The following is a 22,228-nucleotide window of genomic DNA, read 5'->3' on the forward strand; positions in this document are numbered from 1 at the left end:
AAGCCTATGGGGGCTTTTTTGCTTTGCCCCTTCCCATCTGAATAGGGAATGCTATAATAATCCAATAAGCTGCATAGTACAATGGGACTGGGCGGCAAGCAGTTGGGGAGGGGTCGGATTTTGCTTCCAAAAATCAACCAAGCTTTGTATATACAAATTCAATCCATTGATGAGGAAGAAGCAAAGCAGGAGTATAAATCAAGGATTGCCAATATCACTGGATCCTATATCAGTATGGAGATCCCGTTATCGGAAAAAACAGGCCGCTTCAAAAGGCTGTATCAAGGGGACGAGCTATCTGTACATTTCATCACTGAAGATGGAGTAAAGAATTATTTTATTACAACCGTTATTGGTCATTCAAATGATGTCATCCAATTAGTACATATCAAAAAACCGGAGCCCGAGTCCATAACCAAGGAACAGAGAAGAACTTTTTTGCGAGTTCTAGCCGATCTGGAAATTGCCGTAAAAATGTCAGAGCAGCTGCAGTTCGTTACGCTTACCGAGGATGTCAGCGGCGGCGGCATTTCCTTTTTGTGTGACGGCTACATACCGGCTGCCGCCGGTCAAACGGCAAGCTGCTGGCTGCTGATTCAATACAAGAACGGGCAAATCGAGCACGTGCCGTTTAAATCCGAAGTCGTGCGAGTTAAGCCTCTGGAAACGGGCAAGCAGCAGGTGATGCTGCGTTACTCGGAAATCAGCGACCGCGAACGGCAAAAAATTATCCGCTTCTGCTTCGAACGCCAGCTCGAAATTCGTAAAAATTAAAAAGCATATACTTCCTTTCTCCAGGGCATACTACCATCCAAAAAGCAGAGGGTGGCGCGTAAATGGAGCATAAGGATCATAGGGAAACGGAGAGCCCATACGAGGACCTGTTTTTGCGTTTTACGCGACAGGCTGAAAAAGCCCTGACCGTATTGCTCTTTATACTTTTGATTGCTTTAGTCGTTTCTCAATTGCTGTTACAGCATCCCCAAATCAGGTATCTCCTGGTGAGAGTGGAACGGCTTGAGGGTAACCGATATTCGCAAGACGCCGTTTCGGCAGGGTTTTCATATGGGGACTAGAGTTTTGCTTCATAGGGAAATCTATGGTATAATTTTGATTGATTAAGGCTTCGGCCTGTTTTTTTTTCATCATGCTCGTCCGCTTATTGTATTAAGGAGGCCGCATCTTGGATAAGTTTAACATCGCCATCGACGGTCCGGCTGGAGCAGGCAAAAGCACCATAGCTCGTCTCGTAGCAAATGCCCTTGGTTTTGTGTATGTTGATACGGGTGCCATGTACAGGGCCGTTACTTGGAGTATTTTGCAGCAAGGCCTTCCACTGGAACAAACGGCGGAAATGATTGCGCTGACGGAACGCTTGGAAATTCGTTTGATCCCCGGAGATCAGGGACAGCTGGTTTACGTGGACGGTAAAGACGTTACAGGTATGATCCGTTCCGCGGATGTAACGGGAAATGTGTCACGAATTGCATCCATCGCCGGGATTAGAAGTATTTTAACTGCCAAGCAGAAGGAACTGGCTAGACGCAAAGGCATTGTCATGGATGGCAGGGATATCGGCAGCCATGTATTGCCGGATGCCGAATTGAAAATTTTCCTAACCGCAAGCGTCAGGGTTCGGGCGCAGCGGCGGTTCAAGGAAGTCAGCGGCGACAGGCCGGATGTTACGCTTGAGCTTCTGGAACGTGAAATTGCAGAAAGAGACCGGATGGATGAACAGCGAGAAGCTTCACCGCTAGTGAAAGCGCCGGATGCAATATGGATGGATACCACCGAAATGACGATACCTGAAGTGGTGGAACGCATATTGGAGCTCTGCAAGACCCGTGTAAGTGGGGTGAATTAAGATTGCTTTATACGTTTTTTCGCGGCATCTTCCGTCTTATGTTCCAAATTTTATTCCGATTGCAGGCTGAAGGAAAAGAAAACATTCCCAAGGAAGGTGCGGTGGTGCTCTGCGCCAATCACACAAGCAATTGGGATCCGCCGGTTCTGGGTTCACCACTCGATCGCAAGGTGCATTATATGGCTAAAGCCGAACTGTTTCAAGTTCCTGTCTTAGGCTATGTTCTTCCGCGAATCGGAGCGTTTCCAGTCAAGCGCGGCGGTGTCAGTAAAGAATCGATCCGTCTTTCATTGCAGCTGCTAAAAGACGGCAATATGCTGGGCATATTCCCGGAAGGCACACGAAGCAATGCAGGAGGCATGGGAAAAAAAGGTGCGGCCAGCCTGGCGATCAGGTCGGGAGCGACCGTCATACCTGCTGCTATCATCGGCAGCTATACACCTTTTAGCCGGATGAAGGTTGTCTACGGACCGCCGGTTGACCTTAGTGAATTTGCGGACAGCGGACCGGAAGGGTTAGAACAGGCTACCGACAAAATTATGACCACTATTCGCGCAATGGTAAAGCAGCACGAATCGAATTGAGAAACAGTGGCATACTTAAAAAATGATGATGTAATTTTTTCTAAAATACATTACTGTGGTTAGGTTGTTAAGGAGGTATATTGATATGTCAGAAGAAACAAATGTACAGCAAGAGGTATCTCAAGAAGAATCCATGGCGAATGTCGTCGTTCTTAAGAAAGGCGATATTGTTAAAGGAAAAGTCATCAAAGTCGATTCCGATCAAGCATTCGTCGACGTAGGCTACAAATATGACGGCGTGATTCCTGTACGTGAATTGTCATCCGTTTCATTAGATAATGCCGCTGAAGGTGTTGAAGTTGGTCAAGAAGTGGAATTAAAGGTCCTCACTATTGACGATAACAAAGAAAAGCTGGTGCTTTCCAAGCGTGCAATCGATAATGAAAAAGCATGGGATAAGCTCGCGGCCGACATGGATAATAAAACGATCCTTGAGGCAAAAGTAGCCGAAGTGGTAAAAGGCGGCTTGGTCGTTGACGTAGGTCTTCGCGGTTTCGTACCGGCTTCCATGGTAGAACGCACATTTGTTGAGGATTTTAGCGACTATAAAGGACGCACATTGCGTTTGCGCGTCAAAGAAATGGACCGCGAGAAAAACAAAGTCATTCTTTCTCAAAAAGACGTATTGGATGAAGAATTTGAAGCTAAGAAGAAGGATATTCTTTCTAACATTTCCGTCGGTCAAGAATTGACCGGTACGGTGCAGCGTTTGACGCAATTCGGCGCATTTATCGATATCGGCGGAGTAGACGGTCTTGTTCATATTTCCGAAATGGCATGGCATCATGTGGAGACACCTTCTGAAGTGGTGAAAGAAGGAGATCAGGTTCAAGTTCAAGTGCTGAAGGTTGATCCGGAGAATGAGCGCATTTCCCTGAGCATCAAAGCTACTCAACCGGGACCTTGGCAGCAAGTACAAAATAAATTTAAAGTCGGCGATATCGTTACGGGCATAGTCAAGCGTCTTGTACAGTTCGGCGCATTCATCGAAGTGGCTCCAGGCGTTGAAGGGTTGGTTCATATTTCCCAGATCGCTCATAAGCACATCGCTACTCCGTTTGAAGTGCTGAAGGAAGGCCAAGAGGTTCAGGCGAAAGTGCTTGATATCAATGCCGATGAGAAACGCATTTCCTTAAGCATCAAAGAAACCGAAGAAGCTCCTGCACGCGAGCCTAGAGCGGAGAGAGAAAGAGCTCCAAAAAGAGAGTCGGTATCTCATGAAGAGCTTCAAAGCTTGAATTTAACGCTGGGCGAGCGATTTGGCGATAAATTAAGCAAATTCAAATAAGCCATTTATTTCAAGAAATGAGGAAGACGGGTGCGGGTATCGAGGAAAATGGAGCATGTACATCATGCTCTGCAGCTTGGTCAAAACGGTGAGCATGGCTTCCGTGACATCAAGCTGATCCATAACTGTCTCCCGGGCATTTCTTCGGATCAAATATCGTTGCAAACCTCAATCGGCGAACTCAATTTGAGCTCGCCGATTGTTATTAATGCGATGACCGGAGGAGCTCATGAGACGGAAGAAATAAACAGGGAGCTGGCGGTAGCAGCGAGAGAGACAGGACTTGCTATGGCCGTAGGCTCTCAGATGTCGGCGATCAAAAATCCGGAAGTGGAAGCCAGCTACCGGGTTGTCCGCAAGATGAATCCAAAAGGAATCGTATTCGGCAATTTAGGGAGCGAAGCAACGCTGGATCAAGCTTTACGCGCCGTGGATATGCTTCAGGCCGATGCGCTGCAGATTCATTTGAACGTGATGCAGGAACTGATCATGCCCGAAGGCGATCGTGAATTCAGTGGAATGCTCGAAAGAATCCGTACGATTGTCGAGCAGGTTGGTGTGCCTGTTATGGTAAAGGAAGTCGGCTTCGGCATGGTTAAGGAAAGCGCGGAGGCATTGTTTCACTGTGGAGTTCGAATGATCGATGTAGGGGGCGCAGGCGGAACCAATTTTGCCGCGATTGAGAATGCGCGCCGTAGTGTTCCTATGGATTGGCTGAACGATTGGGGCTGCAAAACGACGATCGCTCTTCTTGAAGTGTTAGAAGCGAAGAACCGGTATCGAGAGGATGCTTCCATTATTGCTGCAGGGGGAATTTCCCGGTCGCTGGACCTTTGTAAAGCATTGACCCTTGGCGCATCTGCAGCTGGTATGGCAGGCTCTCTCCTAAAGGTACTTCGGGAGCAAGGGACTGAAGCGTTGATCACCCATATCCTTTCGCTCCACGAGGAGCTTCGGCTCTTAATGACGGCTATGGGGGCGGACCGCATAGAACGTTTGCGTCAGATGCCGGTGGTGATCACGGGCGAAACAGCCGAGTGGTGCGCTGCACGCGGAATCAATACAGGCTCTTATGCAGCACGGACGGGATACCGAAAAGTTTGACTAAAATTACATATGGGAAGCCATACTAAGGTAAAGAGCTGGGTCTTTACTCTTGGGGTGATGCGAATGAACGCGGGTTATGTGTCCTTATTGCTAATTGTTGTTTCGCTGATTTTATTCGCCAGTGGCTGGAAGGACATTATATTAAGAGGTATTACTCATCTGAGTCTACTTCTTTTTTTTATTGCCTGGCTGATTTTGCTGCGCTTTAGCTTTACCTTGGATCAATGGAGGCTGTTTGGCTGTGTTCCGCTGCTTTTGGCGGTTTCGTTCACCGTGATTTTGCAAACCAAGGGGGTACTGCTGAGGCTTCATCTCATCTCCGTGGGACTATTGATTGGTTCTGTTTTCTTCTTTCTGAAGGAAACCGTCCATCTTATGCCGGCGTTTATTGTTCTTAGCCCCGAATGGACGATGGCTGTATTCAATGGCCTGCTTGTTGCTGCGCTTTTACGTTGGCCCGCTTTTCAAGTCACCGCATTGTCTTTGGGTCTAATTGTCGGTGAGGGGATGTTCTCCTATACCCATCGGGAACAAACGGATATGGTGATAGGACATGCCGGGTTTCAGGATATGTGGTGGCTGACCTTATATGCGGCAAGAGGGAGCTCGCTTGCTTTGGAGTCAGCGGCGGCAGGATGCAAAAAAGCATGTCTTTATGTTTGGAATACGATCCGGGAGCGTAAGCAATAAAAAGAATTTTGCACTTTTAAAACCGGACCGGTCGAAAATGGGGAAGGAGCGGTTGACATGTGGGCTTGGATCGTAGAACAAAAGTATACCGTAGGGATTATCTTGGGCGTATGCTTTGGGATTCTTGCCCGGCTTTCGATGTTAAGGACGGATTATCGGCAGTACCCCACCTATCCTCATGGAAAAATCATACACCTTTCTCTGGGGGTCATTGCGGCGGGGCTGGGAGCCGTGGCCGTGCCGTCGCTTTTGGAGAAAAACTATACGGCCATTACTTTTCTGGCTATGGCAGCGCAGCAGTTTAGGGATGTAAGGAACATGGAACGGCAGACCTTGAGCAAGATCGACAGCTTGGAGCTGGTACCTCGAGGCGCTACCTATATCGAAGGGATTGCCATGGTGTTTGAGGGGCGCAACTACTTGGTCATTTTTACAGCATTCGTTTCGGCATTTTTCAGTGTGGTGCTGGCGTGGTATTGGGGGATCGCTGCGGGGATCAGCTCCATTCTAATGACGAATTATTTTAAAACCGGAAAGAACATTAACCATATTGCCCATGTGAATATCGGGCAGGTCCGCCTGGACGGTCCGAACCTGTTCGTTGACGATATATATATTATGAATGTGGGACTAAATGAAACACAAACCGTTATCCGCCAAAGAGCACTCGGACTCGTTCTTATGCCCAAAGACAAAAATGCGCGGGTTACGCTGGCTAACCCGGGACAAAGGCAGGCGCTGCTCCATGATGTATCAACCATTATGGGTGTATATCGGGATGAAGGAGAGCCGTCTCTAGTTCCTATGGCGAAGCTCGATATGAACGACGGCCGGCTCGCAGTGCTTCTCCTTCCTCAAGAACGGAATCCCGAGAAAGCGCGGCAGGTAGCCATGCGTTCCCCGATTCTCGAAAGTGCTGTTCGCATGCCAAGTGAGGCATGATGAGAAAGACGACTGGAAAGGACGGAAATTTGGACGATGGGTAAAATTGTAGGCGTTGTAACGCTGGACAAAACTAAGGTGGGGGGAGGAGCTCCGATCTTTATTGCAGATCATCCGGATGAACAACAAAAAATAGCGTTTAAGCTGGAGAAAATTTTGGATGCCTCCGCTCACGATTTGCAGAACGGGACATTCATCATCGTCGATCATAAAGACCGAAAAGATTGATGCATCATCACATTACATTTACTTGCCAACTTTATTTTGATATAATATCATAGCTTGCGGGATCGGCTCGGAAGCTATGATATTGCGCCAAAACATGCGCTAAAGCGCGTGATATTGAATAAATGATATTGAATATTATGGGCTTCATAGCTATACACGAACAAATACATAAATTGCTAAGTATAGTAAACAGCTGCTGTTATTTAAGAAGGGAATGAAGTGCATGGCAAGACCAATCGTGGCCATCGTCGGGCGGCCTAATGTAGGGAAATCGACGATTTTCAATCGGATCATCGGCGATAAGCTGGCGATCGTTGAGGATAAACCGGGAGTTACCCGCGACCGTCTGTACGGTACGGGGGAATGGCTGGACAAAGAGTTTAGTGTTATCGATACCGGCGGGATTGAAATTGATGGAGAAGACCATATCATGCGTTCTGTTCGCGTACAAGCGGAACTCGCGATTGAAGAAGCAGACGTCATTATTTTTATGGTCGATGCAAAAGCCGGGATCACCCCGGCCGACAGCGAAGTTGCAGAACTGTTGTTTCGGGCGAAAAAGCCTGTCGTTGTAGCCGTTAATAAAGTAGACAACTTACAGCGCATGGACGATATTTATGAGTTTTATAGTCTTGGATTCGGTGAAATCGTAGGCATTTCCGGTTCCCATGGAACGGGTATCGGGGATTTATTGGAAGAAGTATCCAAACATTTCCCGGAAGTCTCGGAAGAGGAGTATGGAGAGGACGTCATCCGTGTAGCGCTGATTGGGCGTCCGAATGTCGGCAAGTCTTCTCTGGTCAATGCGATTCTTGGAGAAGAACGGGTTATTGTCAGCGATGTGGCCGGCACAACGCGGGATGCGATCGATACGCCATTTGAGAAGGACGGGCAAAAGTATGTCATCATCGATACGGCGGGCATGCGCAAGCGGGGCAAGGTATACGAAACAACCGAGAAATACAGCGTGATGCGGGCTATGAAAGCCATCGAACGCGCCGATGTTGTTCTGGTAGTGATCGATGGTGAAGAGGGCATCATCGAGCAGGATAAGCATATCGCAGGCTATGCGCACGAAGCGGGGAAAGCGTCGATTTTCGTGGTGAATAAATGGGATATCGTCGACAAGGATGACAAAACGATGCACCAGTTTACCCAGAAAATCCGCGATCACTTCTTGTTCATGACCTATGCTCCCGTCGTATTCCTTTCGGCCAAAACAAAGCAAAGGCTGCATAAGCTGTTTCCGGTGATTACTCATGTTGCGGAGCAGCACACCCTTCGGATTCAAACCCATGTCCTCAATGATGTGGTGTCGGATGCCGTTGCCATCAACCCGCCTCCGACGGATAAAGGAAAGCGTCTGAAGATCAATTACGCTACCCAGGTGGCGGTTAAGCCTCCGACGATCGTCTTTTTTGTCAATGATCCGGAGCTTATGCATTTCTCTTATCAGCGGTATTTGGAAAATAAGATTCGCGGCGCTTTCGGCTTTGAAGGAACGCCTGTACGTATGTTTACGCGGCGCAAGTCTGATGAAGGTTAGGAGAGCGGGTCGATATGAGTTTAATGTCACTTGTGATCGGGTATTTGCTCGGCTCAGTGAGCTTCAGCTATTTAGCCGGAAAGCTGTTGAAAGGCATTGATATCCGGCAGCATGGGAGCGGGAATGCCGGAGCGACCAATACGATGCGAGTTCTCGGGAAGGGCCCGGGAATTACCGTTCTGCTGCTGGATGTAATCAAAGGAACCGCCGCCGTGTGGATCGGCAGCCTTCTTAGCGGCGGCAGCTCCCTAATCGAGGTGCTGGCGGGTATTAGTGTTATCGTCGGACATAACTGGCCGATCTTTTTCGGCTTCCGCGGGGGAAAAGGAATAGCGACAACGATTGGCGTAATGGCGACGCTGGCCTTTTTTCCTGCGCTATTTGCGGGGATCATCGCTATTCTTTCCATCGTATTAACCAGATATGTTTCATTGGGCTCGCTCTTGTTTACTGCTCTTTTACCGATTTTTATTTGGTTTATGGGCTTGTCTAATGAAATTTTAATGCTGAGTCTTCTGCTCTTTGTTTTCGCGTGGTTCAAACACCGGAGCAATATTGTAAAGCTGTTGAATGGGAATGAAAATAAGCTCGGAACCAAAAAGCAAGCTTAATCCTATGCTAAAGAAGGTGGTTGAGTATGCCTGATTCCGGTAAAGTCGCGGTGTTGGTGGCAGGAAGCTGGGGAACCGCGATTGCCTCTGTACTTGCGGAGAACGGCCGGGAAGTCTTTCTTTGGTCCCGGAATGCGGACCAGGTGGAGGAGATCAACAAAGAGCATCGCAACCGCCGGTTTTTAAAAGAGGTGCCGTTATCCCCCCTTATAAAGGCAACGACCTCGATGGAAGAAGCGGTAAGCGGCACGGAGGCGGTGATCGTCGTGGCCCCATCGTCGGCCATGAGGGAGATAGCCTCCTCTTTGCGATCCCATTTACATGAAGAATCATTGCTGATTCACGCAACCAAAGGCTTTGAATCGGGCACCTTGAAACGGATGAGCGAGGTCCTGAAGGATGAACTGCCATCGTATGATCCTGACCGGATCGTCGTATTGTCAGGGCCGAGCCATGCGGAGGAAGTGATAGAGAGGTGTCCGACCACGGTTGTTGTTGCGTCCCATGAGAAAGCTGCGGCCGAAAAAGCCCAGGATATTCTCATTAATACCTATTTTCGAGTGTATACGAATCCGGATGTCGTTGGAGTTGAAGTCGGCGGCGCGCTCAAAAATATTATCGCGTTGGGTGCCGGTCTTTCCGACGGTCTCGGCTTTGGCGATAATGCGAAGGCTGCGCTTCTTACCCGGGGACTGGCCGAGATTTCAAGACTCGGTACGGCCATGGGCGGGAGTCCGTTGACGTTCGCGGGTTTAGCCGGGATCGGAGATTTGGTCGTGACATGCACCAGTCGGCACAGCCGCAACTGGCGGGCCGGTTCGATGCTGTCCAAGGGATTGTCCCTCGAGGAGGTCCTTGTGCAGATGGGCATGGTGGTTGAAGGAGTAAAAACGACTCAGGCCGCTTATTTGTTAGCCCGTAAGCACGGGATTACCATGCCGATTACAGAGGAGCTGCATCAGGTTTTATTTGACGGAAAAGATCCTAGAACCGCGGTTGAGGATCTGATGGGCCGCGGACCTACGCATGAAATCGAAGAGGTGGCGAGGCAGTCGCAAACCGGATGGCTGCGTTAGGGCTGCCGCCCGCACGGGCCTTATCAGAGATACATACAATACCTCAGACTGAAAACTTTAGTCCGTCAATGCGGACTAGGGTGATCATTCACTGTCTGAGGAGGTCGAAATCATTGGCTGACAAGAACACACCCAAAGAAGTGCTTAATATCGTTAAAAAGAAAACCGGTAAAACTGTTTCGGAAAAGGATATATATAAGCTCGCTAGCGGCGTTAAGCCGTCAACCATGCAAAGTGAAGCCCAACTGAGGCAGTTGATCAAACAGGTAGCCGGCTTGGTGAATGTCCCCGTATCGGAGCAAACGATAAAAGATATCATTCAAGCGATCAAAAGCAGCAAAATGGATGCCAACAATATGGAGCAGCTCATGAAAACCATCATGAAAAAGTAACAGTTTTATGGCATAAGCCGCCGCATAAGGGCGCTTATGCTTTTTTTGTGTTATGATGTAATTATCTACGCAGCATTTTTGGGGGTTGAGGAATTGATATGTCACCATTGGACAAGATGTGGGCTTCTTTTGTTGCCATCGGCTTGATGATCGGCGCTTCACTGCTGATCACGTATGCAAGAAACAAAACGACGGGTGTGATCCGATTTATTTTATCGCTGATCGCCTTTTTGATGTTTATCCCGATCCTGCTCTACATGTTTGTATCCATAATGTAGGGGAGAGACCGAAGCTGTGATAAACGACCGGAACATCATGTCAGCACCGGAGCCGCTTCATCGAGCCCTCAAAGAGCTTGCCGCATCTACTAGTCACAACCAAGTGACATGGCTTGTCGGGGGCAGCACCGGGTTGATGCTGCAGGGTGCCGCCTTGTCCGCCGCTCCTCGTGATCTGGATTTGTATATTGATCGCGAGCAGGCGCCCATCATGCATAAAGCATTGGCGCGATACTCCACCGATGAGCAGATCGAGAGCGAGACGGCGATCTATCGTTCAATCCTGAGCCATTACGAGATCGCAGGTATTCATGTGGAGTTGGTAGGAGCATTTGAAGTGCGGGCCATGGACAGTATCTATCGGGTGGAAGCCGGATATTTAGCTGAAGAGCATGCGGTGAAAGGCTCATTAAACGATGGAACTCATATTCCATTCATGCCGCTTATGCATGAAATGGTTTTTAATGTGCTTCGAAATCGACCGGACCGTTACCTTGCGATAGCGGACATTTGCCGTAAATCAGGAAAGGAAATCCATAGAACGGTTTTGAAAAAACTTACGGAACGAAATCAGTTTAGTTCGGAGCTGGTCTCGTGTTTAAATCAACTGTTGGATGATCCCGGAAAAAAAGAATGACAGGTATTGTTCCATAAGGGAGGCCGTGATATGGCATCGGAAATCACTTTCATGCCTGACAACAAGTCCGTTCAAGCGAGGCCCGGCACCACGGTTCTCGATGCGGCACGGAAAGCGCGTGTTCAGATTCGCACCCGATGCAGCGGCAAAGCCGCATGCCTCATGTGCAAGGTTAAAGTCATCAATGGCGGCGAGTCCGGGCTGCATATGATGAACGTCAACGAGCGTTTGAAACTAGGCAGTCTATATGAAGAAGGATATCGGTTGGCCTGCCAGGCTAAAATAAGCGGTCAGGGACCTGTAACCGTCTCGGTACCCGAGGATCCGCTGAAAAGCGCAATACGCCGTCAACTGGAAAAACAGCAGGAGGAGGAATGGTAATGAATTTTTGGCGTCTTTCAGGGACGCTGCTGCTGCTTCTCGTTTTGCTAAGCGGCTGTATGTACCCGAAGGAAATGCGGAAGGAGAACCAAATGGCCAGCGGTGAATACGTCATGGTTGTCCAGAACGCGATTGATCAATACAAGGCGAAGACGGGAGTTCTGCCAATTAAGAACAGCACCGAAACCACTCCGATCTATGAGAAGTATCCGGTTGATTTTAGAAAGCTGCAGGGTGCCTATCTCAGCTCGATCCCGGTTAATGCATTCGAAAACGGCGGTACAGCGACATATGTGCTCATCGATGTGGAAACCAAGCCTACGGTCAAAATGATGGATATCCCTTCATTTCAAAAAACATTGGATCTTCAAAAGGCCGTTGATGAATATAAGATCAAATCCGGCGGCAAGCTGCCGCTGGGAGAAGCGATCTCCGAGGGCTTTTATGCCATTGATTACAAAATGTTAAACCGCAAGCCGGAAGAAATCCCGAGTATCTACTCTCCAGCGATCAAGCTGCCGTTTATGATTCAGGATTCCGGGCAGGTGTGGATTGACTACTCTGCCGAAATTATGCGTCTGATTGACAAGAAACAGCTGCAGAACCAAGTCGACGGTGAACAGGATCTCCGGGCGCTGCTGGTACAGGATTCCTATTTCGTACCCGCCCGTTCCGCACCTTATCAATGGAAAGACGGTCGTCCGGTTCCCACAGCTAACCATTTTTGACTTTCACCTCTATGAACCTTTTTTGAAAGGGTAATAGAGGTTTTTTCTTTTTCCAAAAAGATAGAATAAAGACTTACCTGCACACATATATTTTTCAAGGATGAAAGCTGTGGCGTCTTGCGTAGAAACAAGGCGGGTCAAGGAGTGATGAAAATATTTTGTACTCTTGCCATCATATTTTGCTCTTTCATACATATATTTGTACTAGTCCGTAGCATGTACGAGTTTCGTCTTAAACAACCTGTAGGAGGGATTCTCATTGGAAAAAGTGGATATCTTTAAGGACATTGCAGAGCGTACTGGCGGGGATATTTACCTGGGGGTCGTTGGAGCGGTCCGTACGGGAAAATCAACGTTCATCAAGCGCTTTATGGAGTCGATCGTGCTGCCGAACATTCAAAACGAGGCCGACCGTGCCCGGGCAACCGACGAGCTGCCGCAAAGCGCAGCGGGCCGTACCATCATGACGACGGAGCCGAAATTCGTACCAAACAATGCTGTGCAGCTGCATGTTGCTGAAGGGCTGAATGTCAATGTTCGTCTGGTTGATTGTGTCGGGTATGTAGTCGAGGGGGCAAAAGGCTATGAGGACGAGAATGGACCTCGTATGATCAACACGCCTTGGTTTGATGAAGCGATCCCGTTCCAGGAAGCCGCGGAAATCGGGACGCGCAAGGTGATCCAAGAGCATGCAACGCTTGGAGTTGTGATTACCACTGACGGTTCCATCGCCGAAATTCCCCGGGCTTCGTATATGGAAGCGGAAGAGCGTATCATCAATGAATTGAAGGAAGTCGGAAAGCCGTTCATTGTCATTGTCAATTCCACCAAGCCGCAGAGCGATGCGGTGCTCGAGCTGCGCAGCGAGCTGCAGGCAAAGCATGACGTGCCCGTTGTGGCCATGAGCGTAGCCAATATGAATGAAGACGATATGATGTCCGTACTTCGTGAAGTGCTGTATGAGTTCCCGGTACACGAAGTGAATGTCAATTTACCGAGCTGGGTCATGGTTTTGGGTGAAAATCACTGGCTTCGCTCTAGCTTCGAGAGCTCTGTTCGCGAAACGGTACAGGACATTCGCAGGCTGCGTGACGTAGATCGTGTCGTAGCAGGCTTTGAGGAATACGAATTTATTGATAGAGCCGCTTTGGCTGGAATGAATATGGGGCAAGGCGTGGCGGAAATCGATTTGTACGCTCCTGATGAACTGTACGATCGTATCCTGATGGAAATCGTCGGTGTGGAAATCCGCGGTAAGGACCATCTTCTTCAGCTGATGCAGGAATTTACTCATGCCAAGCGGGAGTATGATCATTTTGCCGAAGCGCTGGAAATGGTGAAAACGACCGGCTATGGCATTGCTCCACCGACGCTTCAGGAGATGGCGCTTGACGAGCCCGAGCTGATTCGACAAGGCGCACGCTTCGGAGTAAGACTGAAGGCGACCGCTCCGTCGATTCATATGATCCGTGTAGATGTGGAGTCGGAATTTTCCCCGATCATAGGGACAGAAAAGCAGAGTGAGGAGCTTGTACGATATTTGATGCAGGATTTCGAAGACAACCCGCTGAAAATTTGGGAGTCCGACATCTTCGGTCGTTCTCTGCATTCCATCGTTCGTGAAGGCATCCAGGGCAAGCTTGCCATGATGCCGGATAATGCCCGATACAAGCTTCAAGAAACGCTTGGACGTATTATCAATGAGGGCTCGGGCGGACTTATCGCCATCATTTTGTAACGAATTCGACGATTTTCACTCAAAATGCACTCCAAAGGGTGCATTTTTTGTCTTTTTACTTGAAAATACTTTAGTACTGTATTAATATAATCTTGATTTCCTTGCTGTAAACGTATATTTTTCAATGAAACGGTTAACAAAGAGAATAACAGGATAACCGATGATTTCGGGGGGAGGTGAATCGCATGAATAAATCCGATTTGATCAATAAGGTAGCTGAAACCAGCGAGTTGTCCAAGAAAGACGCAACGAAGGCTGTTGAAGCTGTATTTGAAGCCATTTCTGAAGCGCTTCAGAACGGGGATAAAGTACAATTGGTCGGATTCGGTAACTTCGAAGTTCGTGAACGTTCCGCCCGCAAAGGACGCAACCCGCAGACTGGTGAAGAAATCGAAATTCCTTCCAGCAAAATCCCGGCCTTCAAGCCTGGTAAAGCTTTGAAAGACTTGTGCACAAACAGCTAATATCTTAGTAATGTCAAGTGCAGTACATACGGCGAAGTTTATATGATTACAGTGAGTTTTCTTATAATAAAAGAGTAACGGGCTTTATGCCTTGGTTGCTCTTTTTTATTTTTTATATACGTTTTTTAGAAGGTCAGTGTCTATGTGATCAACAGCAGCATATGATTTTTAATATCGTCACTATAAAAGCTTCTGATATCTGTGGTATGAACAACCCACGGTCATCGGGAGTTTTTTGTGATTCTATAGCCTGAAGTTGTTTTCCTCATGTGGACATTTTAGGACAAAATGGGACGGATGAGACTTTTTTGTCTCAACAAGCCACTAAGCTCACCCTCTGGTTGGTGATTTAACCGAAGGATTTCGGGCTGAAAACATTGGCATGAATTTTGCTTATTAAATAAAGTGAGCGGGAATCAAACAGCATCGAACCGATTTTCCTTCCCGTACCGCAACCATCCCAAGCCCTTAAGGAGGAATTTTGTATGAATTTCGGATTGTTTCTAATGCCTTCCCATCCACCGGAAAGAAACCGGTACGATGCAACCCAATGGGATTTAGAGGTTATTCGGTGGGCGGATCAATTTGGATTTTCTGAAGTATGGATAGGGGAGCATTTCTCGTCGCCGTGGGAACCCGTGCCTTCTCCCGATCTCATTATAGCTCAGGCATTGCAGTGTACGGAGCGGATTAAGCTGGCTCCGGGGGCCCACTTGCTGCCATACCATCATCCGGTAGAACTGGCGCACCGTCTTGCCTACCTCGACCATTTAGCGCAAGGAAGACTCATGTTAGGAGTAGGTGCAGGCGGATTGCTCGGTGACGGGACGCTGTTCGATGTCGACATACCGTCTGGAGAAAACCGGAAAATGATGTATGAAGCTTTTGATATCATGCTGAAGCTCTGGACCGAACAAGAGCCGTTTAAATTTGAAGGTCAATATTGGAACGTGAACACACACATCGGAGGAGATTTGCTGAAATTTCACATGTATCCTTATCAGCAGCCGCATATGCCGATCGGCATTACGGGACTAAGCCCAAGCTCACCAACATTGAAGCTTTGCGGCGAGCGGGGATACATTCCGATGAGTCTTGGTTTTAAAAATGAATATATAGCAAGTCACTGGGATGCGGTAGTCGAGGGCGCCGCCCGTACAGGACGTACGCCAAACCGCGGGGAATGGCGGATTACAAGGGATGTATTTGTTGCCAGGACGGATGAAGAAGCATTGGAATGGTCGCTTGGCGGAATGATGGGACGTCAGCATAAAGAATATTGGCTGCCGACGTTCAAGGAACTGGGTGCTTTAGATATTCTTAAGCAGGATTCCTCCGTAGCAGATGAAGAGGTGACTCCTGAATACATGGCGAAAACCAGCTGGCTTGTAGGTTCGCCGGAGACGGTAGCCAAGAAATTGCAAGCGCTTTACGACACTGTCGGAGGCTTTGGGACGCTCCTGGTTACCACCTATGATTACTTAGATGCGCCGGAACAATGGAAGCAATCCATGCAGCTGTTGATGGAAGAAGTGTTACCGCGCATCCAAAAATGAATATTTGAATAAATCGTGCTCTTGGGTGTCTAAAAGACCCATAACCGCCTCCGGTATGTCTTTTAGACACCACGATTTGTAAGTTTTTATAAATGAAAACTAAGGAGGCATACCATGAATACACAATTTGACAGTAAAGAATTTCGGAAGGCATTGGGGATGTTTTCTACAGGGGTCACTGTTGTAACAACATCGGACGGATGTACGGTTAAAGGAATGACAGCTAATGCGTTTACGTCTGTATCGTTGGAGCCGGCATTAGTATTGGTGAGTGTCGGTAAGAAGGCGCAAACGCATGCTTATCTAGAAAAGAATAAAAAGTTTGGTATCAACATACTGAGAGAAAGTCAGCAGGAGCTCTCCGGTCATTTTGCCGGAAAATATAATGACTCCGTAGAAAAGCAAATCCAATATGATTTTTATGAAGATATTCCTATGATTAGAAACTGCTTAGCTTCCTTAGCCTGCACGTTATGGAGATCATACGACGGGGGTGACCATACTTTGTTTGTCGGTGAGGTGAAAGCCATACAAATCGATGACGGGGATCCGTTGTTGTTTTATAAGGGTGCCTACAAAAAGTTAATATAGATAGGTTTGCTGAGGAACTCAGAACCAACAAAGTTCGGCGATTCCAGCTCAAATGTCTCCGCGGCGATCGGGTAATTGATATATGGTATCAGGGAGGGAATCTATATGTCTGCTATTACTGTGGAGCAGGGAGTTTGTGCATTAAGAAACGGGGAATTAGTTACTGTATTTGATGATGTGAAAACACAAATGGCCAGTTTAGTGGGAATAGCGGAAAGAGTTAGTCCTCAAAATGTGAACTTAATGACAAAAATTGCCAAAGGATTAGTTTATGTTTGTATCCCGGAGAAAATGGCTGCTAAGCTAAATCTCCCTTTGATGATTACAGCCAATACAGATAAAGACATGAAGCCCTTCACCGTTTCTGTAGATTATATGACTACAACAACAGGGATTTCCGCGTTTGAACGTTCGGATACCATTCATGCATTTACCAATGAAAATCTGCAGTTAGAGCATTTTAGGACACCGGGGCATATTTTTCCGCTTGTAAGTAAAGAAAAGGGATTGTTAGAACGTGTAAATATTGTGGAAGCTGCGGGTGATCTGGCCAAAATGGGGTCAGATAAACCCGTTGCTTACATGTGTGAAATATTAAACGACTCCGGAGAGGTTGCCAACAAACTGGAAGTTCAAAACATTTCCGAAAAAAACGGAATCTCTGTCTTAAACTTAAGTGATCTTATCGAGCATACAAGAACGAATTCCATCTCCTCCTTTTCCGGACGTGTCGTCAAAGGCAAACAATCCGGGAAAAAAATTGGATTTCCAACGGCAAATATAAAAGCGGATTCCACGGAAGTAGATTTGGAGAAGGGCGTTTACGGTGTACATGTATTGATAAATAATGTAAAATATGTTGGTGTTATGAATGTAGGCACAAATTATAATATTTATATCCTTGATTTTAATAAAACCATTTATGATCAATTTGTACTAGTCGATGTTAAGTTTTTTGTTAGAGCCGAGAGTTCGTTTTACACGCTCGATGATTTAGTAAATCAAATAACCAAAGATGTGATATTTGTAGAGGAACGATTTGGACTGCAAAAATGTTAATAGCATGACCTAAAACCGAACAATCCTGCTTTTGTATGTCCACGGGCGACAGAGGAGCTTCCGTTGGCGCTGAAAATTGCGACTAAGGTATGAAGGGGAGTAAGTCTATGAAAGAACATTATTGGATCTCAAGTCGTAACAGGCGATTGTCTGCGATCGTTCATACACCCGAGCATACCGCAGGTGACCTGTTGGTTATAGTATGCCATGGTTTTACAGGAGACAAAATCGGCTCGAACCAGCTTCTCCTTCGGCTTGCACTTGCAATGGAATCTGCAGGAATTCATGTGGTGCGCTTTGATTTTGCCGGCTCTGGAGAAAGTGAGGGCCAGTTTGCTTCCGATACAACGGTCTCCGGGTGGAAGGAGGATTTGCGCAGTGTTATCGCATGGGTTAAACAACAGTCGAAATTAGCAGGACTGAAGTTATATCTCCTAGGCCACAGCTTAGGCGGCTATTTAGCGTGTTCCTATGACGATTCAGAAGGGCCGGTGGCCGGGAGAATTGCTTTGGCACCTGTTGTCCAGCCGGTTGAAAATTTCCAACGAACCATCCTTGGACCGCAGTTGTGGGAACAAGCCTTACGTGGAGATACTATCGCTAATTTTTACGGAAAAGGCTTTACATTGGATGGAGGCTTCGTACTGGACTTGCTTAAGCAGCCTGATCTCACAACAGAGCCTGGTCTGCAGGGGCGGTGTTTGATTGCACATGGTGCAGCAGATGCTGCTGTTCCTGTTGCAGGCTCGGAGACGCTGTTACGCTTATCCGGGAGCGGCATTGAACTGCATGTGTTGCCGGACGCCGATCATGTGTTTACAGGCCAAATCCAACAACTACAATCCGTAATTCTAAATTGGCTGAACAACTTTGACACCCCGTGAAAAGCTTTATTACCGGATACTTGGCGGTAGGATTACAAGGAATACGATGGTTGGTCCATTAGCTGTCTCTTGATTCAACAAGGGACAGCTTGTTTATTCAAGCTGGGATAAAATAATGGATGGTAAGGGGGAAGCCATGCCTACCCATGTGGCCACGATCGGCTTTTCAAAAAAGTCACTAAGACAATTTGTGCAGCTTCTAAAACAGGCAGAGGTCACTCATCTGATCGACACAAGGATTAATAATACTTCCCAGTTATCCGGATTTGCAAAAAAGGAAGATTTAAAGTACATTATGGAGTTAGTGGGAATTGATTATTCTCATGATCTTTCTCTGGCTCCGACAGTACAGCTGCTCGATGATTACAAGAAAAAAAGAATGAGCTGGGGAAACTATGAAATTGCCTACATTCGTTTGTTGGCCGAGCGGCAGATCGAAAAGCGCGCTGCGGTGTATACGAGACAGGGCGTTTGTTGTTTTTTATGCAGTGAGGATAAGCCGCATTATTGTCATAGACGGTTACTTGTCGAGTATCTTGAACAGTTTGATCCGGGAATAAAAGTGCTTCATCTGCATTAAATGGAGAGCTGCTTTTGTTTAAGTGGCCACCTTCGGTTTTTACTGTATATATCGTTCTGAGAAGCTCCTCATGTCCAGGATGTACCTACGTCCGGAAATGGGGGTTTTTGCTTTTTTTAAAGATTTTATCATTTGATTCGTAGAACAGCCGGATAGTCCCTATAAAAAACAGTCATCTCCAATGGTACAAATTCCAAAACGAGTACAATTTGAGACAAAATGGGACGGATGAGACTTTTTTGTCTCAACAAGCCACTAAGCTCACCCTCTGGTTGGTGATTTAACCGAAGGATTTCGGGCTGAAAACATTGGCATGAATTTTGCTTATTAAATAAAGTGAGCGGGAATCAAACAGCATCGAACCGATTTTCCTTCCCGTACCGCAACCATCCCAAGCCCTTAAGGAGGAATTTTGTATGAATTTCGGATTGTTTCTAATGCCTTCCCATCCACCGGAAAGAAACCGGTACGATGCAACCCAATGGGATTTAGAGGTTATTCGGTGGGCGGATCAATTTGGATTTTCTGAAGTATGGATAGGGGAGCATTTCTCGTCGCCGTGGGAACCCGTGCCTTCTCCCGATCTCATTATAGCTCAGGCATTGCAGTGTACGGAGCGGATTAAGCTGGCTCCGGGGGCCCACTTGCTGCCATACCATCATCCGGTAGAACTGGCGCACCGTCTTGCCTACCTCGACCATTTAGCGCAAGGAAGACTCATGTTAGGAGTAGGTGCAGGCGGATTGCTCGGTGACGGGACGCTGTTCGATGTCGACATACCGTCTGGAGAAAACCGGAAAATGATGTATGAAGCTTTTGATATCATGCTGAAGCTCTGGACCGAACAAGAGCCGTTTAAATTTGAAGGTCAATATTGGAACGTGAACACACACATCGGAGGAGATTTGCTGAAATTTCACATGTATCCTTATCAGCAGCCGCATATGCCGATCGGCATTACGGGACTAAGCCCAAGCTCACCAACATTGAAGCTTTGCGGCGAGCGGGGATACATTCCGATGAGTCTTGGTTTTAAAAATGAATATATAGCAAGTCACTGGGATGCGGTAGTCGAGGGCGCCGCCCGTACAGGACGTACGCCAAACCGCGGGGAATGGCGGATTACAAGGGATGTATTTGTTGCCAGGACGGATGAAGAAGCATTGGAATGGTCGCTTGGCGGAATGATGGGACGTCAGCATAAAGAATATTGGCTGCCGACGTTCAAGGAACTGGGTGCTTTAGATATTCTTAAGCAGGATTCCTCCGTAGCAGATGAAGAGGTGACTCCTGAATACATGGCGAAAACCAGCTGGCTTGTAGGTTCGCCGGAGACGGTAGCCAAGAAATTGCAAGCGCTTTACGACACTGTCGGAGGCTTTGGAACGCTCCTGGTTACCACCTATGATTACTTAGATGCGCCGGAACAATGGAAGCAATCCATGCAGCTGTTGATGGAAGAAGTGTTACCGCGCTTCAAAGTGAAGATACATTCTTGATGGAGATTAGAAACCGTTGTTAACCTGGTGTGAATGTGCGTCTAAAAGACCGATATCCCATTCAGTTCATCTTTAAGACGCACACGGTTACAAACGAGCAGCAAATGAAAGGGCGGATATTCATTAGGTAAGCGGGTTTGAATTTAGGAATTTTTAATGTATAAGGGAATATCTTTGGAATAAGTAGTTGTCCGAAAAATGAATAGTACTCGGAATTGTGTTTTAAAATAACGCAATTGGAGGTCATTGGGTATGAAACGCAGCAGGACTATGGTGAAAAAGTGGGTTGTATCGGCAACGATTTCCTTTCTTTTGGTATCTTTACTCGGATGTGGAGTCCAGTCTTCAAACACGAGCAGCGGTAAACAGGACGGCGCTGCTTCGGGTCCTGCTCATCCTCTATGGTATAAAGAGCCTACCACTGAACAATTAAAGGCAGCGCAGCAGGATAATATATCCGGTGTTCTTCTAACTCGTGGTGTCAATGGTGAGGAAGCTTTTCCAGCCAGCCAAATTCAAATGACCAGTGATGAAGTGGCAAAGATTCAAGCGGGAAATTATACTGCAGCCATTGCAATGCATTTTAATCAGGGGGATTGGCCCCAGCTGGCGCTTGCCGGACTAGAATCAGAATTCAAAAGGTTAGGAATAAAGGTCATTAGTACAACTAGCGCTAACTTTGTTGATTCCACACAAATTTCACAAATTGAGGCCATCATTGCAAAGAAGCCTGATATTTTAATAAGCGCTCCCGTGAACGCTAAAACCCAAACCAACATCTACAAGAAAGTCGCTGCCGCAGGAATTAAACTCGGGTTTATGAACCAGCCAGCCGATAATTTGGTTCCCGGCCAAGATTACGTATCCGTTATTGCGCCTGACGACTTTAGTAACGGGATGGCCGCCGCTGACGAGCTGGCTAAATCGATGAATGGTAAAGGAGAAGTCGCCGCTCTTTATTACGCTCCTGACTTTAATACGACAAACCTCCGTTATAATGGTTTTGTTGCACGTTTAAAGGCGAAATATCCTGACGTTAAACTCGTCGCCACGGCCGGATTTGACGATGAAAACAAAACACAGGGTATTGCCTCTGCGCTTCTGACTAAGCATCCGACACTTCAAGGCATGTGGGTGGCCTGGGATGGACCGGCATTGGGGGCTTTAGCCGCAGCGAAAGTCGTTGGTAAAACTCCAGACAACTTTAAGATCGTTACGCAGGACCTTGGTAGTGATGCAGCCCTTAGCATTGCGCAAAAATCATATATCGTTGGTCTAGGCGCACAGGTTCCCTACGATTTCGGTGTTGGAATCGCAAAAATGACAGCGCTATCATTGATCGGCAGCAAAACATATCCTTTCATATCCGAACCTTCCGTAGGGGTAAATCGTAAAAATCTGGAAGAAACCTTCCAAAAAGTACATCATAAGCCTTTGCCTTCAAATATCCTGAGCGAGCTGAAGAAATAACCGACAATGTACTCTTAGGTTATAAACGATGTCAA

The 22,228-nt window shown here is 47.2% G+C and carries 25 protein-coding genes; all 25 read left to right on the forward strand.

What is annotated here, in order from left to right; genetic code table 11:
• Positions 1 to 120: 120 nt before the first annotated feature.
• The 25 genes from ACZYR9_RS08735 (at position 121) to ACZYR9_RS08855 (ending at position 22,193) form a co-directional block, all read left to right on the forward strand.
• Complete coding sequence (locus tag ACZYR9_RS08735; protein WP_488978087.1) at positions 121 to 774, forward strand: flagellar brake protein; 654 nt, start codon at positions 121 to 123, stop codon at positions 772 to 774.
• Between the two features lie 409 nt (positions 775 to 1,183).
• Entirely contained in the window at positions 1,184 to 1,864 is a 681-nt protein-coding gene (gene cmk / locus ACZYR9_RS08740) for a (d)CMP kinase (RefSeq protein WP_488978088.1), read from the forward strand.
• Between the two features lie 2 nt (positions 1,865 to 1,866).
• On the forward strand, positions 1,867 to 2,448 hold the full coding sequence (locus ACZYR9_RS08745; protein WP_488978089.1) for a lysophospholipid acyltransferase family protein: 582 nt from the start codon (positions 1,867 to 1,869) through the stop codon (positions 2,446 to 2,448).
• An 85-nt stretch (positions 2,449 to 2,533) separates the two neighbouring features.
• A complete protein-coding gene (gene rpsA / locus ACZYR9_RS08750) occupies positions 2,534 to 3,736 on the forward strand; it encodes a 30S ribosomal protein S1 (protein ID WP_488978090.1) in 1,203 nt (400 codons plus the stop codon).
• Positions 3,737 to 3,766: 30 nt separating this feature from the next.
• The gene (gene fni, locus ACZYR9_RS08755; RefSeq protein WP_488978091.1) at positions 3,767 to 4,840 is read left to right on the forward strand and encodes a type 2 isopentenyl-diphosphate Delta-isomerase; all 1,074 of its coding nucleotides are present in this window, start codon (positions 3,767 to 3,769) and stop codon (positions 4,838 to 4,840) included.
• A 66-nt stretch (positions 4,841 to 4,906) separates the two neighbouring features.
• Positions 4,907 to 5,533: a YphA family membrane protein gene (locus ACZYR9_RS08760; protein ID WP_488978092.1), complete on the forward strand. Its 627-nt coding sequence runs from the start codon at positions 4,907 to 4,909 to the stop codon at positions 5,531 to 5,533.
• A gap of 57 nt (positions 5,534 to 5,590) precedes the next feature.
• Positions 5,591 to 6,475, forward strand: a complete 885-nt coding sequence (locus tag ACZYR9_RS08765) for a YIEGIA family protein (protein ID WP_488978093.1) — start codon at positions 5,591 to 5,593, stop codon at positions 6,473 to 6,475.
• A gap of 36 nt (positions 6,476 to 6,511) precedes the next feature.
• Positions 6,512 to 6,703 (forward strand): capping complex subunit for YIEGIA, encoded by a 192-nt coding sequence (locus ACZYR9_RS08770; protein ID WP_488978094.1) that lies wholly within the window; start codon positions 6,512 to 6,514, stop codon positions 6,701 to 6,703.
• A 223-nt stretch (positions 6,704 to 6,926) separates the two neighbouring features.
• Positions 6,927 to 8,249, forward strand: a complete 1,323-nt coding sequence (gene der, locus ACZYR9_RS08775) for a ribosome biogenesis GTPase Der (RefSeq protein ID WP_488978095.1) — start codon at positions 6,927 to 6,929, stop codon at positions 8,247 to 8,249.
• Between the two features lie 23 nt (positions 8,250 to 8,272).
• Entirely contained in the window at positions 8,273 to 8,860 is a 588-nt protein-coding gene (gene plsY / locus ACZYR9_RS08780; RefSeq protein ID WP_488978217.1) for a glycerol-3-phosphate 1-O-acyltransferase PlsY, read from the forward strand.
• Between the two features lie 26 nt (positions 8,861 to 8,886).
• Positions 8,887 to 9,936 (forward strand): NAD(P)H-dependent glycerol-3-phosphate dehydrogenase, encoded by a 1,050-nt coding sequence (locus ACZYR9_RS08785; RefSeq protein ID WP_488978096.1) that lies wholly within the window; start codon positions 8,887 to 8,889, stop codon positions 9,934 to 9,936.
• Between the two features lie 68 nt (positions 9,937 to 10,004).
• Positions 10,005 to 10,328, forward strand: a complete 324-nt coding sequence (locus ACZYR9_RS08790; protein ID WP_488978097.1) for a stage VI sporulation protein F — start codon at positions 10,005 to 10,007, stop codon at positions 10,326 to 10,328.
• Between the two features lie 98 nt (positions 10,329 to 10,426).
• The gene (locus ACZYR9_RS08795) at positions 10,427 to 10,606 is read left to right on the forward strand and encodes a DUF2768 family protein (protein ID WP_488978098.1); all 180 of its coding nucleotides are present in this window, start codon (positions 10,427 to 10,429) and stop codon (positions 10,604 to 10,606) included.
• Positions 10,607 to 10,622: 16 nt separating this feature from the next.
• Complete coding sequence (locus ACZYR9_RS08800; protein ID WP_488978099.1) at positions 10,623 to 11,243, forward strand: nucleotidyltransferase domain-containing protein; 621 nt, start codon at positions 10,623 to 10,625, stop codon at positions 11,241 to 11,243.
• Between the two features lie 30 nt (positions 11,244 to 11,273).
• A complete protein-coding gene (locus tag ACZYR9_RS08805; protein WP_488978100.1) occupies positions 11,274 to 11,624 on the forward strand; it encodes a 2Fe-2S iron-sulfur cluster-binding protein in 351 nt (116 codons plus the stop codon).
• Positions 11,624 to 12,352 carry a DUF3939 domain-containing protein gene (locus ACZYR9_RS08810; RefSeq protein ID WP_488978101.1) on the forward strand — a complete coding sequence of 243 codons (729 nt, stop codon included), beginning with the start codon at positions 11,624 to 11,626 and terminating at the stop codon, positions 12,350 to 12,352. The genes ACZYR9_RS08805 and ACZYR9_RS08810 overlap by 1 nt, the downstream gene beginning before the upstream one ends.
• Before the next feature lie 259 nt (positions 12,353 to 12,611).
• The gene (spoIVA, locus tag ACZYR9_RS08815; protein WP_488978102.1) at positions 12,612 to 14,090 is read left to right on the forward strand and encodes a stage IV sporulation protein A; all 1,479 of its coding nucleotides are present in this window, start codon (positions 12,612 to 12,614) and stop codon (positions 14,088 to 14,090) included.
• 185 nt (positions 14,091 to 14,275) lie between these two features.
• Positions 14,276 to 14,554 carry an HU family DNA-binding protein gene (locus tag ACZYR9_RS08820; protein WP_488978103.1) on the forward strand — a complete coding sequence of 93 codons (279 nt, stop codon included), beginning with the start codon at positions 14,276 to 14,278 and terminating at the stop codon, positions 14,552 to 14,554.
• Positions 14,555 to 15,039: 485 nt separating this feature from the next.
• A complete protein-coding gene (locus ACZYR9_RS08825) occupies positions 15,040 to 16,110 on the forward strand; it encodes an LLM class flavin-dependent oxidoreductase (protein WP_488978104.1) in 1,071 nt (356 codons plus the stop codon).
• 114 nt (positions 16,111 to 16,224) lie between these two features.
• Positions 16,225 to 16,701, forward strand: coding sequence for a flavin reductase family protein (locus ACZYR9_RS08830; protein WP_488978105.1), 477 nt, complete (start codon positions 16,225 to 16,227; stop codon positions 16,699 to 16,701).
• Between the two features lie 105 nt (positions 16,702 to 16,806).
• Entirely contained in the window at positions 16,807 to 17,760 is a 954-nt protein-coding gene (locus ACZYR9_RS08835) for a 3,4-dihydroxy-2-butanone-4-phosphate synthase (RefSeq protein WP_488978106.1), read from the forward strand.
• Positions 17,761 to 17,867: 107 nt separating this feature from the next.
• Positions 17,868 to 18,644, forward strand: coding sequence for an alpha/beta hydrolase (locus ACZYR9_RS08840; RefSeq protein WP_488978107.1), 777 nt, complete (start codon positions 17,868 to 17,870; stop codon positions 18,642 to 18,644).
• Between the two features lie 136 nt (positions 18,645 to 18,780).
• Positions 18,781 to 19,224 carry a DUF488 domain-containing protein gene (locus ACZYR9_RS08845; RefSeq protein ID WP_488978108.1) on the forward strand — a complete coding sequence of 148 codons (444 nt, stop codon included), beginning with the start codon at positions 18,781 to 18,783 and terminating at the stop codon, positions 19,222 to 19,224.
• Between the two features lie 416 nt (positions 19,225 to 19,640).
• Entirely contained in the window at positions 19,641 to 20,723 is a 1,083-nt protein-coding gene (locus tag ACZYR9_RS08850; RefSeq protein ID WP_488978109.1) for an LLM class flavin-dependent oxidoreductase, read from the forward strand.
• A gap of 252 nt (positions 20,724 to 20,975) precedes the next feature.
• On the forward strand, positions 20,976 to 22,193 hold the full coding sequence (locus ACZYR9_RS08855; protein ID WP_488978110.1) for a substrate-binding domain-containing protein: 1,218 nt from the start codon (positions 20,976 to 20,978) through the stop codon (positions 22,191 to 22,193).
• Positions 22,194 to 22,228: the final 35 nt, after the last annotated feature.

The organism is Paenibacillus sp. F024, assembly GCF_057814255.1.